This is a genomic window from Chitinophaga sp. XS-30, assembly GCF_008086345.1.
GTDB lineage: Bacteria > Bacteroidota > Bacteroidia > Chitinophagales > Chitinophagaceae > Chitinophaga.
In genome coordinates, this window is sequence record NZ_CP043006.1 from 115,224 (window position 1) to 134,707 (window position 19,484).

Annotated in this window: 18 protein-coding genes; 1 reads left to right on the plus strand and 17 read right to left on the minus strand. The window is 46.1% G+C overall.

What is annotated here, in order from left to right; all coding sequences use genetic code 11:
• Nucleotides 1-11: 11 nt before the first annotated feature.
• From traM to FW415_RS00565, 15 genes are all read right to left on the minus strand, one after another.
• Entirely contained in the window at nt 12-1,253 is a 1,242-nt protein-coding gene (gene traM / locus FW415_RS00495; RefSeq protein ID WP_148382360.1) for a conjugative transposon protein TraM, read from the minus strand.
• Nucleotides 1,254-1,255: 2 nt separating this feature from the next.
• The gene (locus FW415_RS00500) at nt 1,256-1,714 is read right to left on the minus strand and encodes a hypothetical protein (protein ID WP_148382361.1); all 459 of its coding nucleotides are present in this window, start codon (nt 1,712-1,714) and stop codon (nt 1,256-1,258) included.
• Between the two features lie 2 nt (nt 1,715-1,716).
• Nucleotides 1,717-2,334 carry a conjugative transposon protein TraK gene (gene traK / locus FW415_RS00505; protein ID WP_148382362.1) on the minus strand — a complete coding sequence of 206 codons (618 nt, stop codon included), beginning with the start codon at nt 2,332-2,334 and terminating at the stop codon, nt 1,717-1,719.
• A 36-nt stretch (nt 2,335-2,370) separates the two neighbouring features.
• Entirely contained in the window at nt 2,371-3,579 is a 1,209-nt protein-coding gene (gene traJ, locus FW415_RS00510) for a conjugative transposon protein TraJ (protein WP_148382363.1), read from the minus strand.
• A 43-nt stretch (nt 3,580-3,622) separates the two neighbouring features.
• Nucleotides 3,623-4,258: a TerB family tellurite resistance protein gene (locus FW415_RS00515; RefSeq protein WP_148382364.1), complete on the minus strand. Its 636-nt coding sequence runs from the start codon at nt 4,256-4,258 to the stop codon at nt 3,623-3,625.
• Between the two features lie 10 nt (nt 4,259-4,268).
• Nucleotides 4,269-4,907, minus strand: a complete 639-nt coding sequence (locus tag FW415_RS00520) for a hypothetical protein (RefSeq protein WP_148382365.1) — start codon at nt 4,905-4,907, stop codon at nt 4,269-4,271.
• Between the two features lie 22 nt (nt 4,908-4,929).
• Nucleotides 4,930-5,610, minus strand: a complete 681-nt coding sequence (locus FW415_RS00525; protein ID WP_148382366.1) for a conjugal transfer protein TraI — start codon at nt 5,608-5,610, stop codon at nt 4,930-4,932.
• A 58-nt stretch (nt 5,611-5,668) separates the two neighbouring features.
• Nucleotides 5,669-6,046, minus strand: coding sequence for a hypothetical protein (locus FW415_RS00530; RefSeq protein ID WP_148382367.1), 378 nt, complete (start codon nt 6,044-6,046; stop codon nt 5,669-5,671).
• Nucleotides 6,047-6,102: 56 nt separating this feature from the next.
• A complete protein-coding gene (locus tag FW415_RS00535) occupies nt 6,103-8,637 on the minus strand; it encodes a TraG family conjugative transposon ATPase (RefSeq protein ID WP_246858867.1) in 2,535 nt (844 codons plus the stop codon).
• 27 nt (nt 8,638-8,664) lie between these two features.
• A complete protein-coding gene (locus FW415_RS00540) occupies nt 8,665-8,988 on the minus strand; it encodes a DUF4133 domain-containing protein (protein WP_148382368.1) in 324 nt (107 codons plus the stop codon).
• A 13-nt stretch (nt 8,989-9,001) separates the two neighbouring features.
• The gene (locus FW415_RS00545; protein WP_371417026.1) at nt 9,002-9,379 is read right to left on the minus strand and encodes a DUF4134 domain-containing protein; all 378 of its coding nucleotides are present in this window, start codon (nt 9,377-9,379) and stop codon (nt 9,002-9,004) included.
• A 39-nt stretch (nt 9,380-9,418) separates the two neighbouring features.
• On the minus strand, nt 9,419-9,931 hold the full coding sequence (locus FW415_RS00550) for a hypothetical protein (protein ID WP_148382369.1): 513 nt from the start codon (nt 9,929-9,931) through the stop codon (nt 9,419-9,421).
• A 98-nt stretch (nt 9,932-10,029) separates the two neighbouring features.
• A complete protein-coding gene (locus FW415_RS00555) occupies nt 10,030-10,869 on the minus strand; it encodes an RteC domain-containing protein (RefSeq protein ID WP_148382370.1) in 840 nt (279 codons plus the stop codon).
• A 126-nt stretch (nt 10,870-10,995) separates the two neighbouring features.
• Nucleotides 10,996-12,192 carry a hypothetical protein gene (locus tag FW415_RS00560; protein WP_148382371.1) on the minus strand — a complete coding sequence of 399 codons (1,197 nt, stop codon included), beginning with the start codon at nt 12,190-12,192 and terminating at the stop codon, nt 10,996-10,998.
• Between the two features lie 306 nt (nt 12,193-12,498).
• Nucleotides 12,499-12,705: a DUF433 domain-containing protein gene (locus FW415_RS00565; RefSeq protein WP_246858868.1), complete on the minus strand. Its 207-nt coding sequence runs from the start codon at nt 12,703-12,705 to the stop codon at nt 12,499-12,501.
• Between the two features lie 159 nt (nt 12,706-12,864).
• Here FW415_RS00565 and FW415_RS00570 point away from each other — a divergent pair, with 159 nt between their 5' ends.
• Nucleotides 12,865-13,287 (plus strand): antitoxin Xre/MbcA/ParS toxin-binding domain-containing protein, encoded by a 423-nt coding sequence (locus FW415_RS00570; protein WP_148382373.1) that lies wholly within the window; start codon nt 12,865-12,867, stop codon nt 13,285-13,287.
• Between the two features lie 850 nt (nt 13,288-14,137).
• On the opposite strand, the gene FW415_RS00575 is transcribed toward FW415_RS00570, so the two are convergent.
• Nucleotides 14,138-15,514: a RagB/SusD family nutrient uptake outer membrane protein gene (locus FW415_RS00575; RefSeq protein ID WP_148382374.1), complete on the minus strand. Its 1,377-nt coding sequence runs from the start codon at nt 15,512-15,514 to the stop codon at nt 14,138-14,140.
• 223 nt (nt 15,515-15,737) lie between these two features.
• Nucleotides 15,738-19,463 (minus strand): SusC/RagA family TonB-linked outer membrane protein, encoded by a 3,726-nt coding sequence (locus FW415_RS00580; protein ID WP_148382375.1) that lies wholly within the window; start codon nt 19,461-19,463, stop codon nt 15,738-15,740.
• Nucleotides 19,464-19,484 lie beyond the last annotated feature (21 nt).

Genomic DNA, 19,484 nt, shown 5'->3' on the forward strand with positions numbered 1-19,484 from the left:
TTATGTGAGGATTATCGAACACTGTCATCTATCAGAAGTACAGGATGGCCGTTTTTCAGGGTGCTTTTTATAAGCCTGGCTTTCCGGGCAAACAACCCTTTAGCGGTTTCGATACCAGCGCCAATAGCCTGCGACTGTAGGGAGGGGTCAAGGCTCATGAATTGCATGCCTTGCATGGTACTGGTCGCCTCTCTGGTTGCTACATCACGGCTGATGGCATGGGAAATATGGATGCCTGGCATTCCGCGTAGATCGTACACCGTTAGTTTTATGGGAATAACTGTCTGTCCGGCGGTGATGGAGGTTATCTCCACATGGTACCGATCGCCGGTTAAACGGCCCGTACCGCTGAGCAATACACCTTTGACGATGCGCTGGCCGCGAACGTAGATGTCCTGCGAGAGCTGCAGCGTAACAGATGCACCGCTGAGGACTTGCTGTGTGCCAAAAATTTCCGCTCTGATGGCATTGGGAAAAGCTATAGCCTGGCTATCGGCAGATTGAAGATCGTTGAAGGCGCTTATTGCCGGAATGGTATCCCCGGCTCCGGAACGGACACCCAGCGAAGAACTCCATTGTTTTCGGCTGGACGTAAATACGGGATAAATGGTATGCTGCGGGACTTCGGATCGCAAACGTTCCCGCACAAGATCCGGGTGTTGCACGTCCAGTACGTTTTTGAGCATTTGGTTGATGGCGGTGATTTCGCTATCGGTGGAGGTGGCGGATGCCTGCCGGATCTGCTCCTGCAGGGCAGACAGCTCCGCCTCTTCTGCGGTTGTCGTGGGTGGTTGAATCGCTGGGGTGCGCGGCATGTCCGATTCAGCGCTCTGCGCCAGTTGTTGTTCCAGCCGCGCCAGCTGGTCACGCACGCGCCGTTCTGTTTCATCGGTTCCACCAGGGTTAGTTCGTATGGGGCGCTTTGATCCATATTGTTCCATCCATTCCGGAATCTGTTCCCCTTCTTCATCTCCTTGTTGCGGATTAAAGAGGGGGTTTGCCCGCATAAGTTTTTCCCGCTGCGCAGAATCCTTATCCGCTTTGCGGTACAGCGCCAATTTGTCCAACGGGTTTTCCGGCAGTTGGGGTTCCGGCACAGATGTGTTGAGTCCTTGTTTTTGCGCTTTAGGCTGTTCGGTTCCTTTACCAACGCCGAGACCCCAGGCCATCAGCAGGATCAGCGGTACCAGTACCAAAGGTGCAAACAACAGCGCTTTCCCGGTTCTTTCCTTTTGTTCGGTTGTTTGTTGCATGATTAATTTTTTGAATGATGAAATTGTTGTTGCAATTGAAACAAGGTATCCCGCATACCCGGCCTGCGGGCAAAGAAGCGCTCAACTTGCAGGCGTCCGGTTTCTGTTTGCATCAGGCTATCGATCACCGCAGCAAAACGCTGAATGGAGACGGAATCTACCGGCGTGTTTCTTTCCGTGCGCAGGTCAGGTTGAAGTACCGGGGCCACCATCCGCTGCGGGTGCAGTACCTGTACCGTGGCGGACTTGCCGTTGAGGGTATGAAGCAGAATGGCTGCGCTGTATCCACCAAAGAGCAGCAGGAACAGCGCCAGCAGCAGTTTCTTCTGCCCGATAGATAACCTGGCTTCCAGTCGTTGCAGACGGTTGGCTGTATGAAGGGTAGCGCGTTGCAATAATCCCGGCTTACGGGGTCGGTCATCGAACGGCGTAATTTTTTTTCGTTTTAAAGTGAATATCATGGTTATCTTGGTTTACTGCTTTCATCGGCATTGTTGATAATGGTCCAGCGCTCAATGAGCAACCCGTGGGAATTGTTTTCCGTGCGTTCTATATTTCTCAAAGTCCCTTCTGTAATTAACCTGCGTATGATGGTTACTGTTGGACGATCAATTTTCTGATGGCCATAGTACCGGAAACGATAGGGATGGCTGCTCATATCTAGTTGGATGCTGTCGGCTGTGATCTCTTGTGATATATTGGCGTTGATGGCCCCGGCATAATAACCGGCTTCCTTCAGGTTGTCGTACTGGTCCTTCGCGCTCCGGTCGGCCAGGTACAGAGCTTTTCCTATATTGCGTTCTATGGATTTGTAGTCGGGCGAAAAGGAAAAGAACAACCGGTGAAATTCGGTTACATGGTCTTTCGCTTCCGCCGGTATATTTTCCCCCCTCGTGGAAGCCAGCGCTTCCATGATCTTACCTCCGCTCAATACATATATGCGGCTGCGTTCCCGCTCCACCGCCTGAAAAGCGGTAAAAGTCAGGTAACAGGTGATGCAGGTACAGGCGATGATGAGTGCCAGACTAAACAAACGTACATGCGTAAAGGCCCGATCTATATTTTTAAGTTGTTGAAACATTCATCCTCACATTTTCATTTTCACAATTGGCTGACCTTAGCGGCCTACCTTATCCTGGAAGTATCCTCCACTTGTTCCTGAACCCGCCATACCACCAGACATGCGGCCTTGCGCGTCTCCGTACATATCTCCCGACATACCTGCTGAGCGTTCACCACTGCTGCCAAACCCGCCACCCATGGACTGCACACCGGGAATTTGTCCCATTGCATTGCCCGCCATACCGGTCACTTTCTCCCGCAGTGCGCCTCCTGACCCCACATGTACAATGTATTCGCTGATACTGGGTACGGTGGTATAACCGACAATTCCGATGATCATAAATATGATGTAACCGAGATCGGAGGGATTAAAAAAGGAATCGCCGGTTTGGATGATCTGAGAGGTATCCATTCGTATCATATTCTCCTGAATCTTCCCCAGTAATGCACCAAAAATATTCGCCACCGGAAGCCACAGGTAACAATTGATGTAGCGGCCCAGATATACATTCAGCGTATGGGTGAACCCGTCAAAACAGGAAAGTCCAAAAACGATGGGACCCAGAATAGCGAGGATGATCAGATTGAAGGTGCGCAGGGTATTGATACAAAGGGCAACGGCTTCGTAAAGGATCTGCAGAACGATGGCTATAAATTCCTTCACCTCGTTCTTAAAATTGTAATACATCTTGTCCACCGTGAACATAAAATTGTTGCCGAGCTTCTCGAACCAGTTTTCGTCCCCTACATCTTCCGGGGCATATTCTTCTAGCCAGAGATTCCGATCACCCAAACCCGTTTCTCCAACCAGCATCCGCCATTTGGGCGTTTCGCGCATGGCTTTCTCTTTTGCCTCGAACAGCTTCTTCACCGTTTCATTGGAAGCATCCACCATTTTCTGTGTTCCTGCAACGGTGGGGTAGAGTATGGTGTCCATCAGCCGGATCACGTTGGGAAAGAATAAAAGGACCCCACAGAGCACAAAAGGCCGGAGCAAGGGGAATACATCAACAGGCTCCGCGTTCGCGATGTGCCGCCATACCCGGTAACCGATATAAAACGTGGCCCCAAATCCCCCAATAGCCCGGCCCGCATTGATCAGGTCGGCACACAGGGGCAGCATTTCATCTTTGAGATTGGCCAATACTTCATGCATGCTGCGGATGCCTCCGGCAATATCCTCACCGGTGGACTGTGCCAGGCACAGACCGGGCAGCAGTACGCCCACCAAGAGCAGTACAGTTCCATTCCACACGTTTTTCATTCCGCACATTTAAACTGTTTATAACATTGGTTTCTGCATACCGCTATTGTATGCCGTGTTGCTGCCGCAGCGTACTGATTTCCGCTTTTTCGCGGGTGAGTTGCACGGCCAGCAGTCGTGCCTCTGTTGTGAACTTCCGCAAAGCGATCAGCCGCCCCTGCATATTGTTGTGCAGCCGGTCAATGCCTTCCAGTCGCTCTGCATCGTTCATACGCATTTCTCCGGCGGTAAGCAGAAGTAGCAATTCCTCCAATTCCAAAAAGCTGCCGGAGGAGAGTTTCGATAATGTTTTCTCCAAAACCTCCATGTTTCCCGCGGAAAAAACGTCGGCAGACCGAAACATCGAAAGCGCCTTTTTTTTCTCGTCCAATACCTTAATCTGCATTTCGATGATATCGGCTACCCGCCAGTATTTTCGTACATCGGGGCTGACGGCATACAGACCATCCAGAAATACCTGATGCAGCTTAAAGTTGCCGGATGCCACATCCCGCACCTTATTGTAGCCATCGCTGAGCGTCTTATAACCATCGTACATGTTCTGCAAGATGGATTTGAACTGCGCCAGCTTCTCTACGTTCAATAGAAGTTGGGCAATTTCCTGTTCCTGCGCCCGGGATTTTCCGGGCCATAAGATTCCCATCAGCAGGAAATACCCTGCCGCTATCAACTTTTTCATACCTCACGATTTACAGGTTATACAAGCGGCGCAGTTGTTCGAGTTCCGCTGCCTCACGCGCGTATTGTATCAGCAACAGCTTACTGGATTGCTCGTCCTTACGGGTGTTGTTCTCCAGCGTTCGGCATTGTTGCAGCAGGGTTTCCAGCCGTTGGGTGCGCTGGTCGTCTGTAAGCTCCAGACTGCCGGAGGTAATGAGGGAGAGCAATTCCAGCGTAAGCTGTTCCACTTGCAGGAACCGCTTTCGGATGGTCTCTTGTAGGTTGTCCGGCGGTTGAAAAACGGCGAAGCTGGGGGAACGCAGCAACTTGCGGTGGCTGGTTAAGCAGGAAGAAGAAACTGCCAGGCTTTGTACGATAGCCGTTACCGTCGTACTTCCCCGAATAGCAGGCGTTACGGTTTTAAGCGAGGTAAAAAATACATCGTGCAGGTTAAATTCTCCTTTCTTCAGCTGGTCCACAAGACCAATGCCTTCCTTGGCGATGTCGTATCCTTTTTTCAGGGTTGTGAGGTGCAGTTGCAGAAAGGCGATCTGCTCGGCCAGGTATTTCCGCTGCGTGGCTTTTTGGCGGAACAGCTCGTTGAAAAGTTGTGCCTGCGCTCCGTCCGCGCATAAACATATTCCTATCATCACCATCCACTTTTTCATACTTCACATTTTTAGGTTTTGTCTATTCGATGCCATACAATGCCTTTATACGCAGCAGTTCACCGTAGTCGCGGGTCTTCTGCATACTGTACAGGGCATTACCATAAGTGTATCGGCGCAGGCGAGTGAGTTGGTTTCGGATTTCTTCTGTAACGGCGGCGATCCTTTCCACGCGGGCAGCGTCCGGCATTTGTAAAGAGAATGAGGTTACCACAGATTCGAGCTGGCCAATGCTTCGGGCACTTTCCTCGATCAGCGCCGTGTAATAGCCGATCATTTGAATTACCTGATCTGGCGTGAAGTTGGTGTCTTTGCTTACCGCCTGAATGGCACGGCGGTATTCCTCTACCATTGAGAGTTGCAATTGAATGGCCTCCCGCACTTTTTGTCCGTAGGCAATGGCGGTGCGTACACGCATCAGTTCTTCGTAATACACGGCGTACTGCTCCCGCTGTTTGTCCACCCAATCACCTATTTCATTGAGTTTTAATTTTGAAAGGGTGTTTTCCAGCGCTTTTTGCGCGTTCTGCAGTTTGATGGTCTGGTTCTGGATGCGCTGAATAGCCAGATCAGCGGCCTTGATGGCTTTCACCACCGCAGCTTTGATAATTTCCAATATGGGAAGCTGTGCTGCAGCCGGAGAAGCAGGCAGCATACACAGCATCATACCCATGACCATAGACCCTAAGATCCATCTCCTCATTTTCATACTTCACACATTTCAGGTCCCGGTAATAATTATTTATTGCCACACCGCCCGATTACCGGCAGTCGGTGCAGCGTGTATAGGTGATCTGACCGTTGGTCAGCTCGTCTTTGGCGTTTAGAATGAAGGGAACACCCTCCACCGTTAATGTGTTCGTGGCTTCATCGTAAGTGCCGGTGCGTTGTTTGCTGGTTTTGCGATCCGCAGCGGCCTGGTCATCCGTTCCCTTTGGTACCACACGCCCCCGGTTCGATAGGGTATATACCAGTGGTGTGGAAGCATCAGCCTGTTCAATGCGGATGGTATCGTACAAGGTATTGAACTCCGTTTCCATCACCCGTATATAGGTGCCAGCAAATTTTTGTTGCTTGTTGTTTCCGGCAGAACAGGCAGCTAAAGCTGTTAGTAATAGAAGTATTGGTGTACTTTTCATGGCAGATCGATTTTTTGATGATGTATAATTTGTGCTTATGGAAATTTACAAAAAAATCAGGCTGCTTTGTTCTTTAAATCTGCCACCAGCGCCTTCACCCCCGCCCGTATTGATCCATACTTTTCCGTATATTTTTCTACCAATACTTTTTCCTTCTGTTCCGTAGTATAGATGTAATATTCTTCCGGACTTACTTCGATGCGATATACCTTTGAGTGACCGCCCAGGTCGATCCACACTTCCTTGTACACCCTGCCGGGTTCTTTGTTCTTATTGAGTGAAAAGATCTCAGCTTTCTGTTTATCCGTAATACCCAACAGTTCCTGAATAAGTCCAAATTTATTCTGGTACTTGGTTTGGTCCAGCAGTATCTTACAGTCACTGTTATTGATAATTGCCTGTTTAACAACGGGAGACGAGATGATATCCTCTACTTCTTGCGTCACTACTATCGCTTCTCCAAAAAATTTACGTACTGTCTTAAACAAATATTTAATATACTCCGCCATACCTTCCCGCGCAATGGCTTTCCAGGCCTCTTCTATGAGAATCATCTTACGTACGCCTTTCAGCTTTCGCATCTTTGAAATGAAGACCTGCATTATGATCAAAGTCACGGCTGGCAGGAGGATAGCGTTCTCCTTAATTGCGTCCAGTTCAAAGATCACCAGTGGCTGATGCAGCAGGTTCAGGTTTTCCGTCGCGTTGAGCAAATAATCAAATTCTCCACCCTGATAGAAAGAGCGCATGACATACATAAAATTGCTCGCATTAAAATCCCTCTCTTTCAGGTTGTCGCGCCGGAATACTTCTAAATAATGATCCCGAAGGAATTCATAGAAACTATTAAAGCAGGGAAAGATTTCCGGATGATTGTCTAAGTGTTCGTAATAGCCTCCCAGTAAGTTAGACAGCGCGATGTATTCGCTGCGCGTAAAACCTTCGGTGTCTTTTTTCCATAAAGACAACAGTAGGGTTTTAATGCTTTCCTTCTTTTCTGTATCCAGCGTATCTCCCGGCTCAATATAAAATGGATTAAACTTTATAGGATTATCCTCTGAATAGGTAAAATAATAACCTCCTACCAGATCACAAAGTCCCTTGTAGCTGTGTCCTACATCGATCAACACGATGTGCGTGCCCTGTTCATAGTAAGAGCGTACCATGTGATTGGTGAAAAAGCTCTTACCTGATCCACTGGGTCCCAGAATGAAGCGGTTCCGTGCCGATGTCCATCCCAGCTTCATCGGAAGGTCGCTCAGGTCCGTCAGTACGGGTTTGCCTGTCTGGCGATCTCCGAGGCGGATGCCGAAGGAACTGACCGAACTTTCATACCCTGTTTCCTGCGACAGAAAGCAGGTGGCCTGCTCCATGAAGGATTCAAAAGTTTCGTTCAGCGGCAGGTCGGCGATATTGCCGGGTAGGCAGGCCCAATACAATTGCGCAGCGGAAGCTGTCTCCTGGTAAGGCAGCGCGTCCATCTGTGCGAGGGCAGCCGATACCCGGTTGCGGAGTTCGGTGAGCTGGTTCCTGTCTTCCGTCCAGGCCAGCAGCGAAAAATGCGCCCGTACCGGCGTGCGCTGGTGCGCAATGGATTCGTTGAGGTAGGCATTGGTGGCATCTAGATTGATCGCGTTTTCGCGGCTGTAGCGGGATAGGGATTGCAACCGCCTTCTGCGGGCCTCCATTTTTTTGAGGGTCTTGCTAGTGTCCTCAATTACCAGCACCTGGTTGTACACATGGTTGCAATGCAGAAGCTGGCCAATTGGGGCAGCAAAACTCACGCTGAACCGCGTTTTATCTGTTGAATACGCATCGTAATTCACCCGGGGACCGCAAATGGAGGGCAGATTGTCCACATCACTGAGCGTGTATAGCTGACAATACTTTGAGCCGATACGGAATTCGGGTTTGAACTCAATATCGGTCACGCCCGGCAGTTCCTTTTCTTCCAGCAAGCCACAATAGCGTTCCAATATGCCGGTATGCCTATCGGTGCCGCACCATTCATCGGTAGAAAGACGTACAGGGGTAATGAATCCACCCTCTGCCAGCAGCTTTTCAAATTGCGCGGTCTTCTCCTTGAACTCATCGTACTGGCGCTGTTCCATTTTGCCCGTGGCGATGAGTGCTGGCCGCAGCAAATTGGATAGGACAGAACTGGCTGGCCTTCGATGAATGTCTTTGCGGGTCACAAAAACATAGGTTTGATGCGCTAAAAACGGACGCTCGTTAAAAAAGCGATCGCTTGCTGCCGAGAGGAAGGACTTTTCTTCTGCGGTATCGGGCTGGTACGTGTCTTCCACAAACCAATCCTGTTTGTGTACAATGCAACCGGCGGGAAGTATTTTAATTGCCCGTAGCCATACATGATGCAGGGCTTCGTACTCTTCGTTGGATAGGGTGAATATCTCCGGCAGTGCCAGGCGGAAGCCCACGGTTACATCGCCCTGTTTGGAGAGTACAGCATCGTCCTCTACTTTATAGAGCGGAAAATGAGCCTCCATCTGCCTGGTCTTTTGCCGGGGCGCTTTCTCCTGCAGGATAAGCGCCGCCACCACCACCATCCCTATCATCAGCATCACTACCATACTTCACAATTTTAATATCACATGTTATTACTTATGGTGGCGCAATGCCCGGAAGCATTTCCGGGAGCGCCCACAAACGGCATCGGGTAGTTGTTTTTCCGCCAACTTTTTCATCAACCCGTACTCACCATACTTATGACTTAATGCATACATGCGGGTTATCAATACGCCTCCACAACCGCACACAATTGCAATGCACAGGTAAGGTGATACCCCCGTCATATACAGCACCGCAAAAACCAGCAGGAGCGCCACCAGTCCCGCCCCGAGGTACAGTATATACTGTGCTTTCAGCCCTTTGAACTCCAGCGGTTTGTTTATACCCTTATTGACGTTGTACACGGTACTCATGTTTGCCTGCGATTTAACCGAGAAAAAATGCCTTTAACACCGTTGCCACTACGATCAGAAAGATGCAGGAGCCAAACCACGCACTCGCCACTTTACTCGTATCCTGATCGCCACTATTCCATTTCTGAAATACTTTTACCGCTCCCACAAGCCCCAGTAACGCCCCCACCGCATACATGAGATCGGTTCCCGTATCAAAGTAGCCGGAAACTTCGGTGTAAGCCTGTAGTAAACCCTCTTCACCGCTTTGTGCCATCACCTGAATGGCAGAGGAACAGATCAGCACAGTTAGTATCAGCATCCAGGCGCGTTGGATACGGTGTTTACTTGTCAGCGGGCGGATCAATAACCTGCCGGGCCTGACTTTTTTTTCTTTTTCACATTTTTTCATACACACATACTATTTAAAAATCAATAATTTATTGGCAGATCAGGAGGTCGGCGCATCGTCCCAAAGACCGTTCAATTCTTCATCGGTAAGCTCCATACTGCACCAGGTTTTTGCCCCCTCGGCCATAACGCGATTGATGGCGCGGCGGAAGGCCGGCTTATGTTGCAGTGTAGGATATCGCCGAATCTCCTGACGAAGACCATTCAGCAATTGCTTGCGAGTACTCCCTTGTCCAGATTGCTGCAGTACAATGGTTACATCGGCTGCAAGCCCCTGAAGTCGTTCGTACTCCTGCTCTGTGTCCGGGCTTTCCCTGCCCTCTCCGTCACCTACTTCATCCAGCCCTGACTCGTTTGCTGCGGCGGTTGCATGCCTGTCGGGCTGCTCCTGCGGCTCCTCCACGCGCCATCTTCTTTTTGGAATATTGGCGGGGGGCTTACCCTGGCTGTGCCTGTTCTTGCGCCCATAGTTCCAAAACCACCACAGGTAATACAGCAACAGGGCACCCCCCAAAATCGTTAATATCGTTTCCCATGAAATTGCTTTTAGCATAACTGGTATTTTATCGTTTTGCAATAATCACAGGGCAAAGATGGTGTTGGCGAGAAGCGATATTTCACTAAAAATCACGGCGGGAAGAAAAAAAGGAATCAGTCTTTCATATCAAGATAGCGCTCCAGGTTGAGCTGCATCGTTTGACAGAATGCGGACCGGGCCTTTTTTCGCTGGCCGATCTCTTCAAATACTTTATGAATATTGGAATAACGCACACCGAAGAAGGCACAGCAATGATCTGCCAGTTCCCGCAAGGAAATGCTGCCGTTGTTGATGACGCCACTGGCATACCAGGCTAGTATTTGTTCAGCGAAGTCCACTTTTTTACCGGTAAACCGGAGGTTGGTTTCAGGTAGTGTTTGCTGAGGATTGGCCTCCATTTCATGATCCAGCCACCAGATTTTATGTTCTAAATCCTGTTGCAACTGGTCATAGGCTTTGATGCAGGCAAGGGTATGGCTCATGGGCGCGTTGTAGGCGTCACCGTATAACAGAAACTCATCGGCTGCAGCGCCGGGTAGCGGGCCTGCAACGGGCATAAAATAATAAGCATCCAGGTGGGTTGCTTCCAGCCGGTAGTAGCGGACGAACTCGGCGTGGGATACGTAAAAAGCATGTATCTTCTGTTGTTCCTGCCGGTAATAGGCGCGGATATGCTCCCTGCCCGTCACCGGGCATGCCTGCTCTATGCGCAGGAGCCGGTGGTAATAAATCAGCCGGTAATCCAGTTCCGGCTTAACCGTTTTGTAAAAATAGATGGCTTCCTTGTCGGTGCTAAAAGGATGCGCATCCTGGTAGGCTTTTAACAGAGAAATGGCCCTCTGGACTTCCTCCAGGCAACCGGCAATTCTTTTGAACGAATGGAGTTCTTTTAGTGTGAGCTTTTCAATCTCTTTGATCAGCTCGGCTATCAATGCACTGGGAGACTGAGACATGGCTGGATTGTTTTGGTGTACGTTAAAATTACCACCAAAACATCCTTATATATTGATTACCAGAATGTTACCGTCCATTACCAATCATTACCATTTGTAGAATAAATTACCTGTTCTCAGGTGAGATCAGTTGGTGCGGACCGTTTCATCCTCCAACGCTTTTTTTACTTTATCGACCCATTCCACAATACCGGTTTTTGCCGTTCTTACATTGGTAGCTCTGCTGTAATACTGCGTATGAAAAGAACTTTCGAGTATGGTCTTATCGCTGACGGACGAAAAGTTATTGGCAAAGAAACGAATGATCTCTCCAGGTTTGGCATCCGGGAAGAAACCCACCGATTCCAGTGTGCTGGCGAGTTGTGCCAGTTGCAGGGAGGATAAAGGCACTTTTAAGATGGTTTGCGAAGATCTGTCAACCTGGGTAGTGGCCAGCTCCTTAAGGTTTTCGCTGTCGATTAAATACTGGTATTCTTCTTCTATTACAGCAAGAGCCTGGTTAATGATAGAAGGCTGGCCGGGAAGCAATGCCACATGGGGCATCTGATGCAAACGGCGCAGCGTGCTTACATACCAATTTACTTTTTCGATTTTCTCCGAAAGGGTGGGCAGTTCCTCCAGTTTATCGTGCAGCCTTCCCGTACAATAAATACGGTACTCCACATTGTTAAAATTTAAGTAGTATAATTTATAATGCACCTGCCAGTTCATATCCTCTTCCGGTTTCATATCCAGCAATGGCAACCATTCTTTAATGAATGTTTGAAAGTACAGCAGTTCCCTGTATGTATATTGGCTATGGTTACGTTTCAGAAATTCGTTTATGGGGCGAAAAGCAATATCCAGTAAATGCGCATCAATTTCCGGACGCTGATAGAGCCGTTTTAATTCTAGCAAATTTCCAGCGATGCTTGCTTTTTCTTTTTGCAGGAAGAATTGCGGAAGCGGTAAATCCTGATCAATAAATGCGTTGTAGTATTTTAGAAGATGTACCAAAACTCTTTCCAGATAGGTGAGTAACATTTGATAAAATTCATTGGTAGAAGAGGGGTCTCTGCCAACAGTATTTTGGCTTTCGTCTTCAATGGAATCAATTAGTCGAAGGAGGTCGAGGAAATTCAACTGAATATATCTTTCAGCAACTTTGGGCTTTAGCAAATGGAAATTAGATTGAAATTTTTTCTGAATCCGGGATGTTTCTGCATGCAGGTATTCGTGCCAACTTTGCCAGTCGGCCTCAGAAGGGGGAGTAAGAACATTTTTTATCTGAGGTCTCAGATTTTCCATGAAATTTTCAAGCTCATGGATTTCCAAAGTCAACATAGTGCTCATTTTAAGGTTTAACAAACTAACCCGCCCCCTACACATATCAGTAAACTGATCTGCAAGGTGCTGCCATTTATTTCTACGGTTAACTCATTGCCGGAACTAAGTGCCGGCGAAAATGTAGGGTACTCGGAGTAATTCGGATGGGACTTTTGTACGCTGCAATTTCCACCTTTCACTTTGAGGACGTAATATATTAAATAATAATTACTTATCAAAATATAGGGTCATTCCATAGGGTATTATGACAGACTGAGAACTCTGATTATAACCTCGTGTTCGGAGGACGATTTTTTCCAAACACTATGTGCAGGTATGCAGGATAGCGGTATTCTTCATTCTTACAGAAGCGTAATACAACGCAGCGGTAATATCTTCTTTCTCCAATATCGGATGCTGATTAAGTATCTCCTCACTACTCATGCCATCTGCCAATAACTCTAAAATATCTCCGACAGGGAAACGCAGCCCCCTGATGGTAGGCCTGCCTCCCATTAGCCCAGGTGTCATTGTAACGCGATGTAAAGTATGTTGCCGGTGGGTGTTCATACTGCAAAAGTAAACAATCTATTTATTGCCTTGCCGAAAGTGACTGGCTTCATTGCACATTGACAGGTTTATTTTCAGCTTCTTTTACCAATTTGCCCTTACACACAAAAACATTAAATTATGTCAACTATAAGCCTTTTAAGCAGCTATGAAGCCATTCTCTCACTTCAATCCGTTTGCTATTCTATCATTACGGACCAGATCCACCGGGGAATTACTAAAAAACAGTTGGTTCAGTTCAAGGATGTTCTTGACATTACGTTTTCAGAATTGGCCGGGTTACTCCATGTGACTGACCGCACACTCTACCTAAAGAATAACGAAGACGTGCTTTCGGAAACTCTGGCTGATCATGCCTTTTCCATTGCACAGATATATAGCATCGTATATAATGCTTTCTTAAATAAAAAGAAGGCTGACAGGTGGATGAGGTTAAAGTCAAAGGCATTTGGTGACAAATCAGCCATGGAACTATGCAAAAGCATCGTTGGCAGGGAGGCTGTAGCACAAGAAATAATGCGCCTTAGGATGGGGTTATATTAAATCGCGGCAATTTCCATAAGCGCATAGAAAAGTGGGTCAGGAATGGCCCACACTGAAGATCAATCATATCTGTTGAAAAAATTTGAATGCTTGTAATCTCATTTCGTGCCATTGTCATGTCTTCTGACCAACCAGTACAAAGCGAGCGTAACATATTACTCACTCAAATCGGTCATCTTTCTTTTATCTTCCTGCTATTGCTCCTACCTTGTACATGGAATCGATACGTTCTACATGTCGGTCAGAAGACACGACATGGAATTCCGACTGCTAACAAAAAAAATCAAGAAAAAATGAATAAATAATTTTCTTCACATTTCATTAACGGACTTACCTTTTTTTTAAAACAGTGTCTGGACTGCCTAAGTCCAACTTAAAATCTCCGTACTTAATTCCTGCGATAACTGAACCACTAAGCATCGTAAGTAACCCCGCACCGACTGCGATCAGGAAAATGCTATCGATTTTCAAAGACAAAGAATCCTGAAACGCCGATAGCGCTGCAATGACAAATGAGCTTACAATTAATATCCATATTTTTAGTCTCCTCACCATCATGGTCCATTATCCTTTACTTTCCGGGAATCTTTTTGTATGACAATGTGGTCGTGTCCACTGTCAGATGCCGTTGTCATGCTTGCTGCTTGAAGCCGTTGCTGTGTCTTCTGACCAGCAATCTAAATTCCTGGTTGTGTCTTCTGACCAACCAGTACAGAGCGAGCGTGACATATTACCCAATCAAATCGGTCATCTTGCTTATAATTCTGGATATTCTGTGACTTCCATATCCCATTCTCGTTTGTACATGTCGGTCAGCAGACACGACATGGAATGCGGTGAGAATACGCAACTATTTTTCCCAGCCCGGATTTTGCGCAATACCCGTTTGCTCAATTATATCGTCCGGAATAGGAAAGGTGTATTTGTAGCTATTAGGCTCCAGCGTATAAGTAGTTCCGTCAACTGTACGGGTAAGCGTAACGGCAAAACGCGGATCACGATTCAGACGCCGTAAGTCGCTCCAACGCACGTTGCGGAGAATGAGTTCCTTTTTTCGCTCTGTCAATACTTTTCGAAGTGCATCTTCTGGATCAGTAGCAGTAATCTCGGGATAAGGAACATTCATATCCCACCTTTTCCTCATGAGTGCATTGAGATCTTCCATAGCATTGCTAACATTTCTGTCACGAGCGTAACACTCGGCTCTAATTAAGTACAATTCGTCCGTCGCCAATCCGCAGAAAAGGTTTGCTGTAGTGCCTTCGTAATTTCCCTTGAACGTAATATTGCCGGTACTCGCGTTTACTCTAAAAAATCGTGTTTTTCTAAGATCATCAGCATCATATTGGTCGTATAAACTCTTTTCTATTAAGCAATTTGATGTCAAAAATGGATCACTAAAGTATGCATGAAATATCACCTCTGCATTGTATCTTCCAATATTGCTGTTGGTGGCAGGTAGATTATTATAATCATACAAGGTTGAATAGATAGAAAGGGCTTCTGTTGAATACTTGAGTGCATTGTCGTAATCCTCCATACTCAGATAAATTCTGGCTAACAATGCCAGTACTGCGGATTTTGAAGCCCGGGTCAATAGATCCGGTCTGTCAGGTAGCAAATCTTTAGCTTCTAATAAGTCGCCCAAAATTCGATCATAAGTTTGCTGAGTAGTTGCTCTTTTAGACGCTATTGTAATATCTGAAGTGAGCCTTAAAATAACGCCTGGCATACTATTATCCCCATTTAGGTTATAGGGAGGTGCAAATATTCTCGATACTTCATAAAAACTAATGGCTCTTTGAAAAAGAGCTTGGCCCTTTATATTTTTGTATTCTATATTTTGAGTCCGATCTGAAAACTGCGTTGACTGTAGCCCATCCAATATTATATTGCAATATAATATTCTTTCATAGATTCGTCCCCACCCTGTGGAGGAGCCTATATAACGTACTGTTTTCGACCAGATATAGCTATCTGTAAAAACACTCTTCGCTCTATTTTGGTAACTAATGTCTGTTATAAAATGACCATCACTACCTATTTCACCATTTGAGGTTGACGTGTTTGTCATCATAGCTACATTATCAAGCATGCCCTGAAAGTCTGCTAGCGTAGTGGGCACAGTAAGAGATTTGTCTGTTTTGGCTTCCAACCAATCTTTGGAACAAGATGTTAGTATTGTGATTAAGCATGCCAATAGGTAGTATGTATGTTGTTTTTTCATAAATTTCCATATTACGATGTTAAGGTTAAGTTCATAATAGATATGTTATTGCTCGTTTTTTCCTCATCTTTCATTTCCTGTCGGTGTTCTCGCCTCGCGGATGCCCCGGTCGTGTCTTCTGACCGAACCGGAACAAATATTCACTTCCTATCTGCCGTGGTTGTGTCTTCTGACCAACTACTTTCCGTTCTGCTTAGTCTGGATATGCTGGTCGGACAATAATTTAAAAACTCACATTCACCCCTATAGCCCAGCTTTTGGGTGTTGGAATGCTTGACAAGCCCGGGAAATCGGGATCCAGTCCACTTTTATTTGCTCGCCATAATATTCCCAGATTATTGGCATACACATAAATCTGAGCGTTTGAAAAAGGTAATCGTGAAAAAGTGGCTCTATTAAAATCATAGGAAAGTCGAACGTCTTGCAATCGAATATGGTCTCCTTTTTCTACTAAATCTTCACTGTTACTGTAAAAGTTGAATCTATTGTCTAAGGAAGGAGGCAGCGAAGGGACTGTTGTGTTTTGTTCATCCCCGGATTCCTGCCATCTTTTCTCGTAGTCGAGATGACCACCCCAGTTTGCAACAAGGCTGTTGTAGTTAATGGTATTTCTTCTAAAGAAGTATTTGAATCGGTAGGTTATGTTAGCGGATACTGAAATGCTTTTAAATAACAAATTATTCCTAACAGCTCCAAAATATTGCGGAGTCAGTGTTCCAAAATATTTTATATCTTCCGGTTGTGCGTCAGTTAAGACTTTAGTAAAGTCCTCTACATTTCCATCCACATATCCTCTGGGATTACCATTTGTCGGGTCTAATCCAGCAGATGGATAGGCATAGGCTCGAATTAGAGGTTTGCCTATGACTGCAAAATTATCAATTAGATATAGGGTTGCTGACGAGGCAGTTTGCCTATAATCCGTTATTTCGTCAGTATTGTAACTCAATATAAAATTGGTCTGCCATTTAACTGATCGGTCTATATTAGTGGTATTTAGGATCAAATCAACTCCTTTGCCTTTCATACTGGCATAGTTTGCAACATAGTTTTGAACACCTACGGTGGATTCGATCACGAGAGAGCCTATAAGGTCTATTCCTCTTTTATTGTAATATTCAACACTTCCAGTTATTCTGTTTTTTAAGGTGCCGAAGTCAATACCCACGTTTATCATACGAATCCTCTCCCAACTTAGCCCAGGATTGGGTGGTGTCCTTAAACTTAATGTAGGTTCAGTATGATATGATCCTGATGGAAGATTATAAAAGGCTGTAGGTAAGGCAGTCGCACTATTATTCATGTTTCCGTTAAAGCCGTAGGTAGCTCTCAGTTTAAGATAGGGCAGCCATCCAACACTGTAAAACTCCTCTTTTGAGATATCCCACCCAATGCCTGATGACCATAAAGGAACCAGCTTTTGATTGGCCTTAATGCCAAAAAAATTACTCCCATCCACACGTGCACTGGCTGTTATTGCGTATTTACCTTGATAAGTATAACCCGCGTTGGCATAATAGCTGATGAAGCGATTTAATCTTCCGCTTAGAGCATCTCCACTTGAAATCCTATTATTATTTCCATAGTTTCCGTTTGGGCGGTTAGGGTAGGTGGAACTGTAATTGATAGTTGTTGCATAGAGATAGGTGTTGGGATTGTATCCGTACTTTCTGCTTCTGTTAAATTCATAAGATGTTTCTCTACCTTCCACTCCGGCAATAGCGTCGATCTGGTGGTCATTCCATCTCCTATTTAAATTTAGTTGTCCACGAGCATTCCAAGAAGTCTGGTTAGCATTTCCCTCATCCAGTATATCACCCAATGGAATGGGATAAACGGGTTTTCCTGTACCGTCTATTTGCATGAACCGGTTGATGAGATTCCGGGTAGTATATGTTGCTGTGTTGTAGTTGCTTCGGGAATTAGTCAGCCCTTTTTCATACTGGCCCCTGAACTCCGCAGTTAATCCTGGTATTATAGTGTATTTCACTGACCCGCCTAACCTTGCATTAAATAGTTTTACTTTATTATCACTGCTATTGAGTTCATCGATAGGATTATACGACCAATCGAGTAATCCAGGGGTATTAACTGTATCTAGGTATTTTTGCCTTAAGCCGCCAAAAGAATAGGGGATAGGTATTGGACTTCCATTATTATCAGTAAACTTAGTATAAGGCGCGGCGGGCAAAGTGCCTGTTGCTAAAAAATTCTGATAGGTTACATTGCTGCTTTGGCGCTCGCTTTGTGTATATACGATGTACCCATTCACTTCCAGGTTTTTTATAGGTTTAAACGTGTTGTCCAGCCGGAAGGTAAAGCGCGAATTGCCATTGCCTAGCTCATTGGATAGGTTTTTATCATATCCAATAGAGCCATAGTAGTTATAATTCCCGGTTCCACCATTGATGTTGACATTGAATTGCTGGTTGACTGATGTACGCAGCAAATATTTATCAATATCGTCCCGAACATCACGATTCGATAGCGCATTCAACTGCGCATCTGCTTCCGTTTTGGTCAATTCTCCCCGTCGCTCAGCCAGCATAATTTCAACGGCAGGCGACACTACAGGAAAATAGTTGAGGCTGGGATACAAATCATCATAGTCATTAAATACCCCGGTGGCAAACCTGGCTCGTTCAAACTCAATGGCATCTCTAGAGGAAATAATGGGGAGGTACCCAAGATTGGGCTTTTCAGTTATATTTACATTAGCATTGAGCTGAACCTTTGCCTTTTTATTAAAGCGCCCTTTCTTGGTTGTAATCACTATTACGCCATTCCCAGATCGAGCCCCCCAAATGGAAGCCGCAGCCGCATCACGAAGGATAGTTATGCTTTGCACATCATTGGGGTTAAGGTTATTAAGGAGGATATTTGTACTATTGCCATCCTCTTCATATGGAAAACCATCAATCACAATTAGCGGCTTCATGTTGGCATTAATGGTACTAAACCCCCGAATACTGATATTACTCCCATTAGCATTGGGGCTTCCTGGTCGCGGTTCAAACTTCAAACTACTGGTCACATTGTAGATGCGATCCAGGATATTGGTAGAAACAGTGCGATTCACCAATTCATTATCCAATTGCACAAAGGAACCCGTTGCACGTTCTTTGGGGATATCCTGGTAACCCGTGGAGACAACCTCCACATTTTCGAGCTCCGTAACCACTTCATTGAGTGTGATATCAATCACCGACCGGCCATTTAACTTTATTTGCTTTCCTTCGTATCCTATGGAACTGATTGACAGCGTTGCATTGGAAGCAACATTTGTAAGGATAAAACGTCCTTCGGCATTGGTACTCGTGCCCTGGTTAGCTCCTTTCTCAAGCACGGTAGTACCTGGCAATGGTTTACCCTTGGCATCCACTACTATGCCAGAAACAGTGATTTTGGGGATAGTATCCGCAAGCCGAGCTGCAGGTATTTCCTTTGGCATCGGCCTTGAGCCATTATCCTTCGGCAACACGGATATTACAATCGCTTTCCCCTCCATCGACCACTTCAGTTTTCTGCCTTCAAGTATCATATCCATGGCCTGCCCTAAGGATGCCTTCTGTACGTGTATGCTTATTTTCTCCGAGGGAGGGAGAAGTTGCGTATTGTACACAAAGGAAAAATTTGTCTGCCGCTCGATGGAGCGGAAAACTTCCTCTATGCTTGCATTTTTTACATTGATGGTAATACTGGCGCTATCTTGTACTGCCCTAGCGGAAGTGGAGGTAAAAGGCAGTAGTAGCAGAACGGTAAGGCGCGAATACCAAGAAAAAATGGTGGTGCGGTAACATTGTCTCATGAGTTGCAGTCGTTTGGTTGAAATACAAAAAATTACAGGTTCACTATCAAGTATAAGATCAAATTGGAGGGAGAAGGGGTGAACATTTTGCGCCCATTTTGAGAATTTATTTTTCAACTGGCCGCCTCGGAAAATAGCCACACTAGGCTGTTTGGTGGAAAA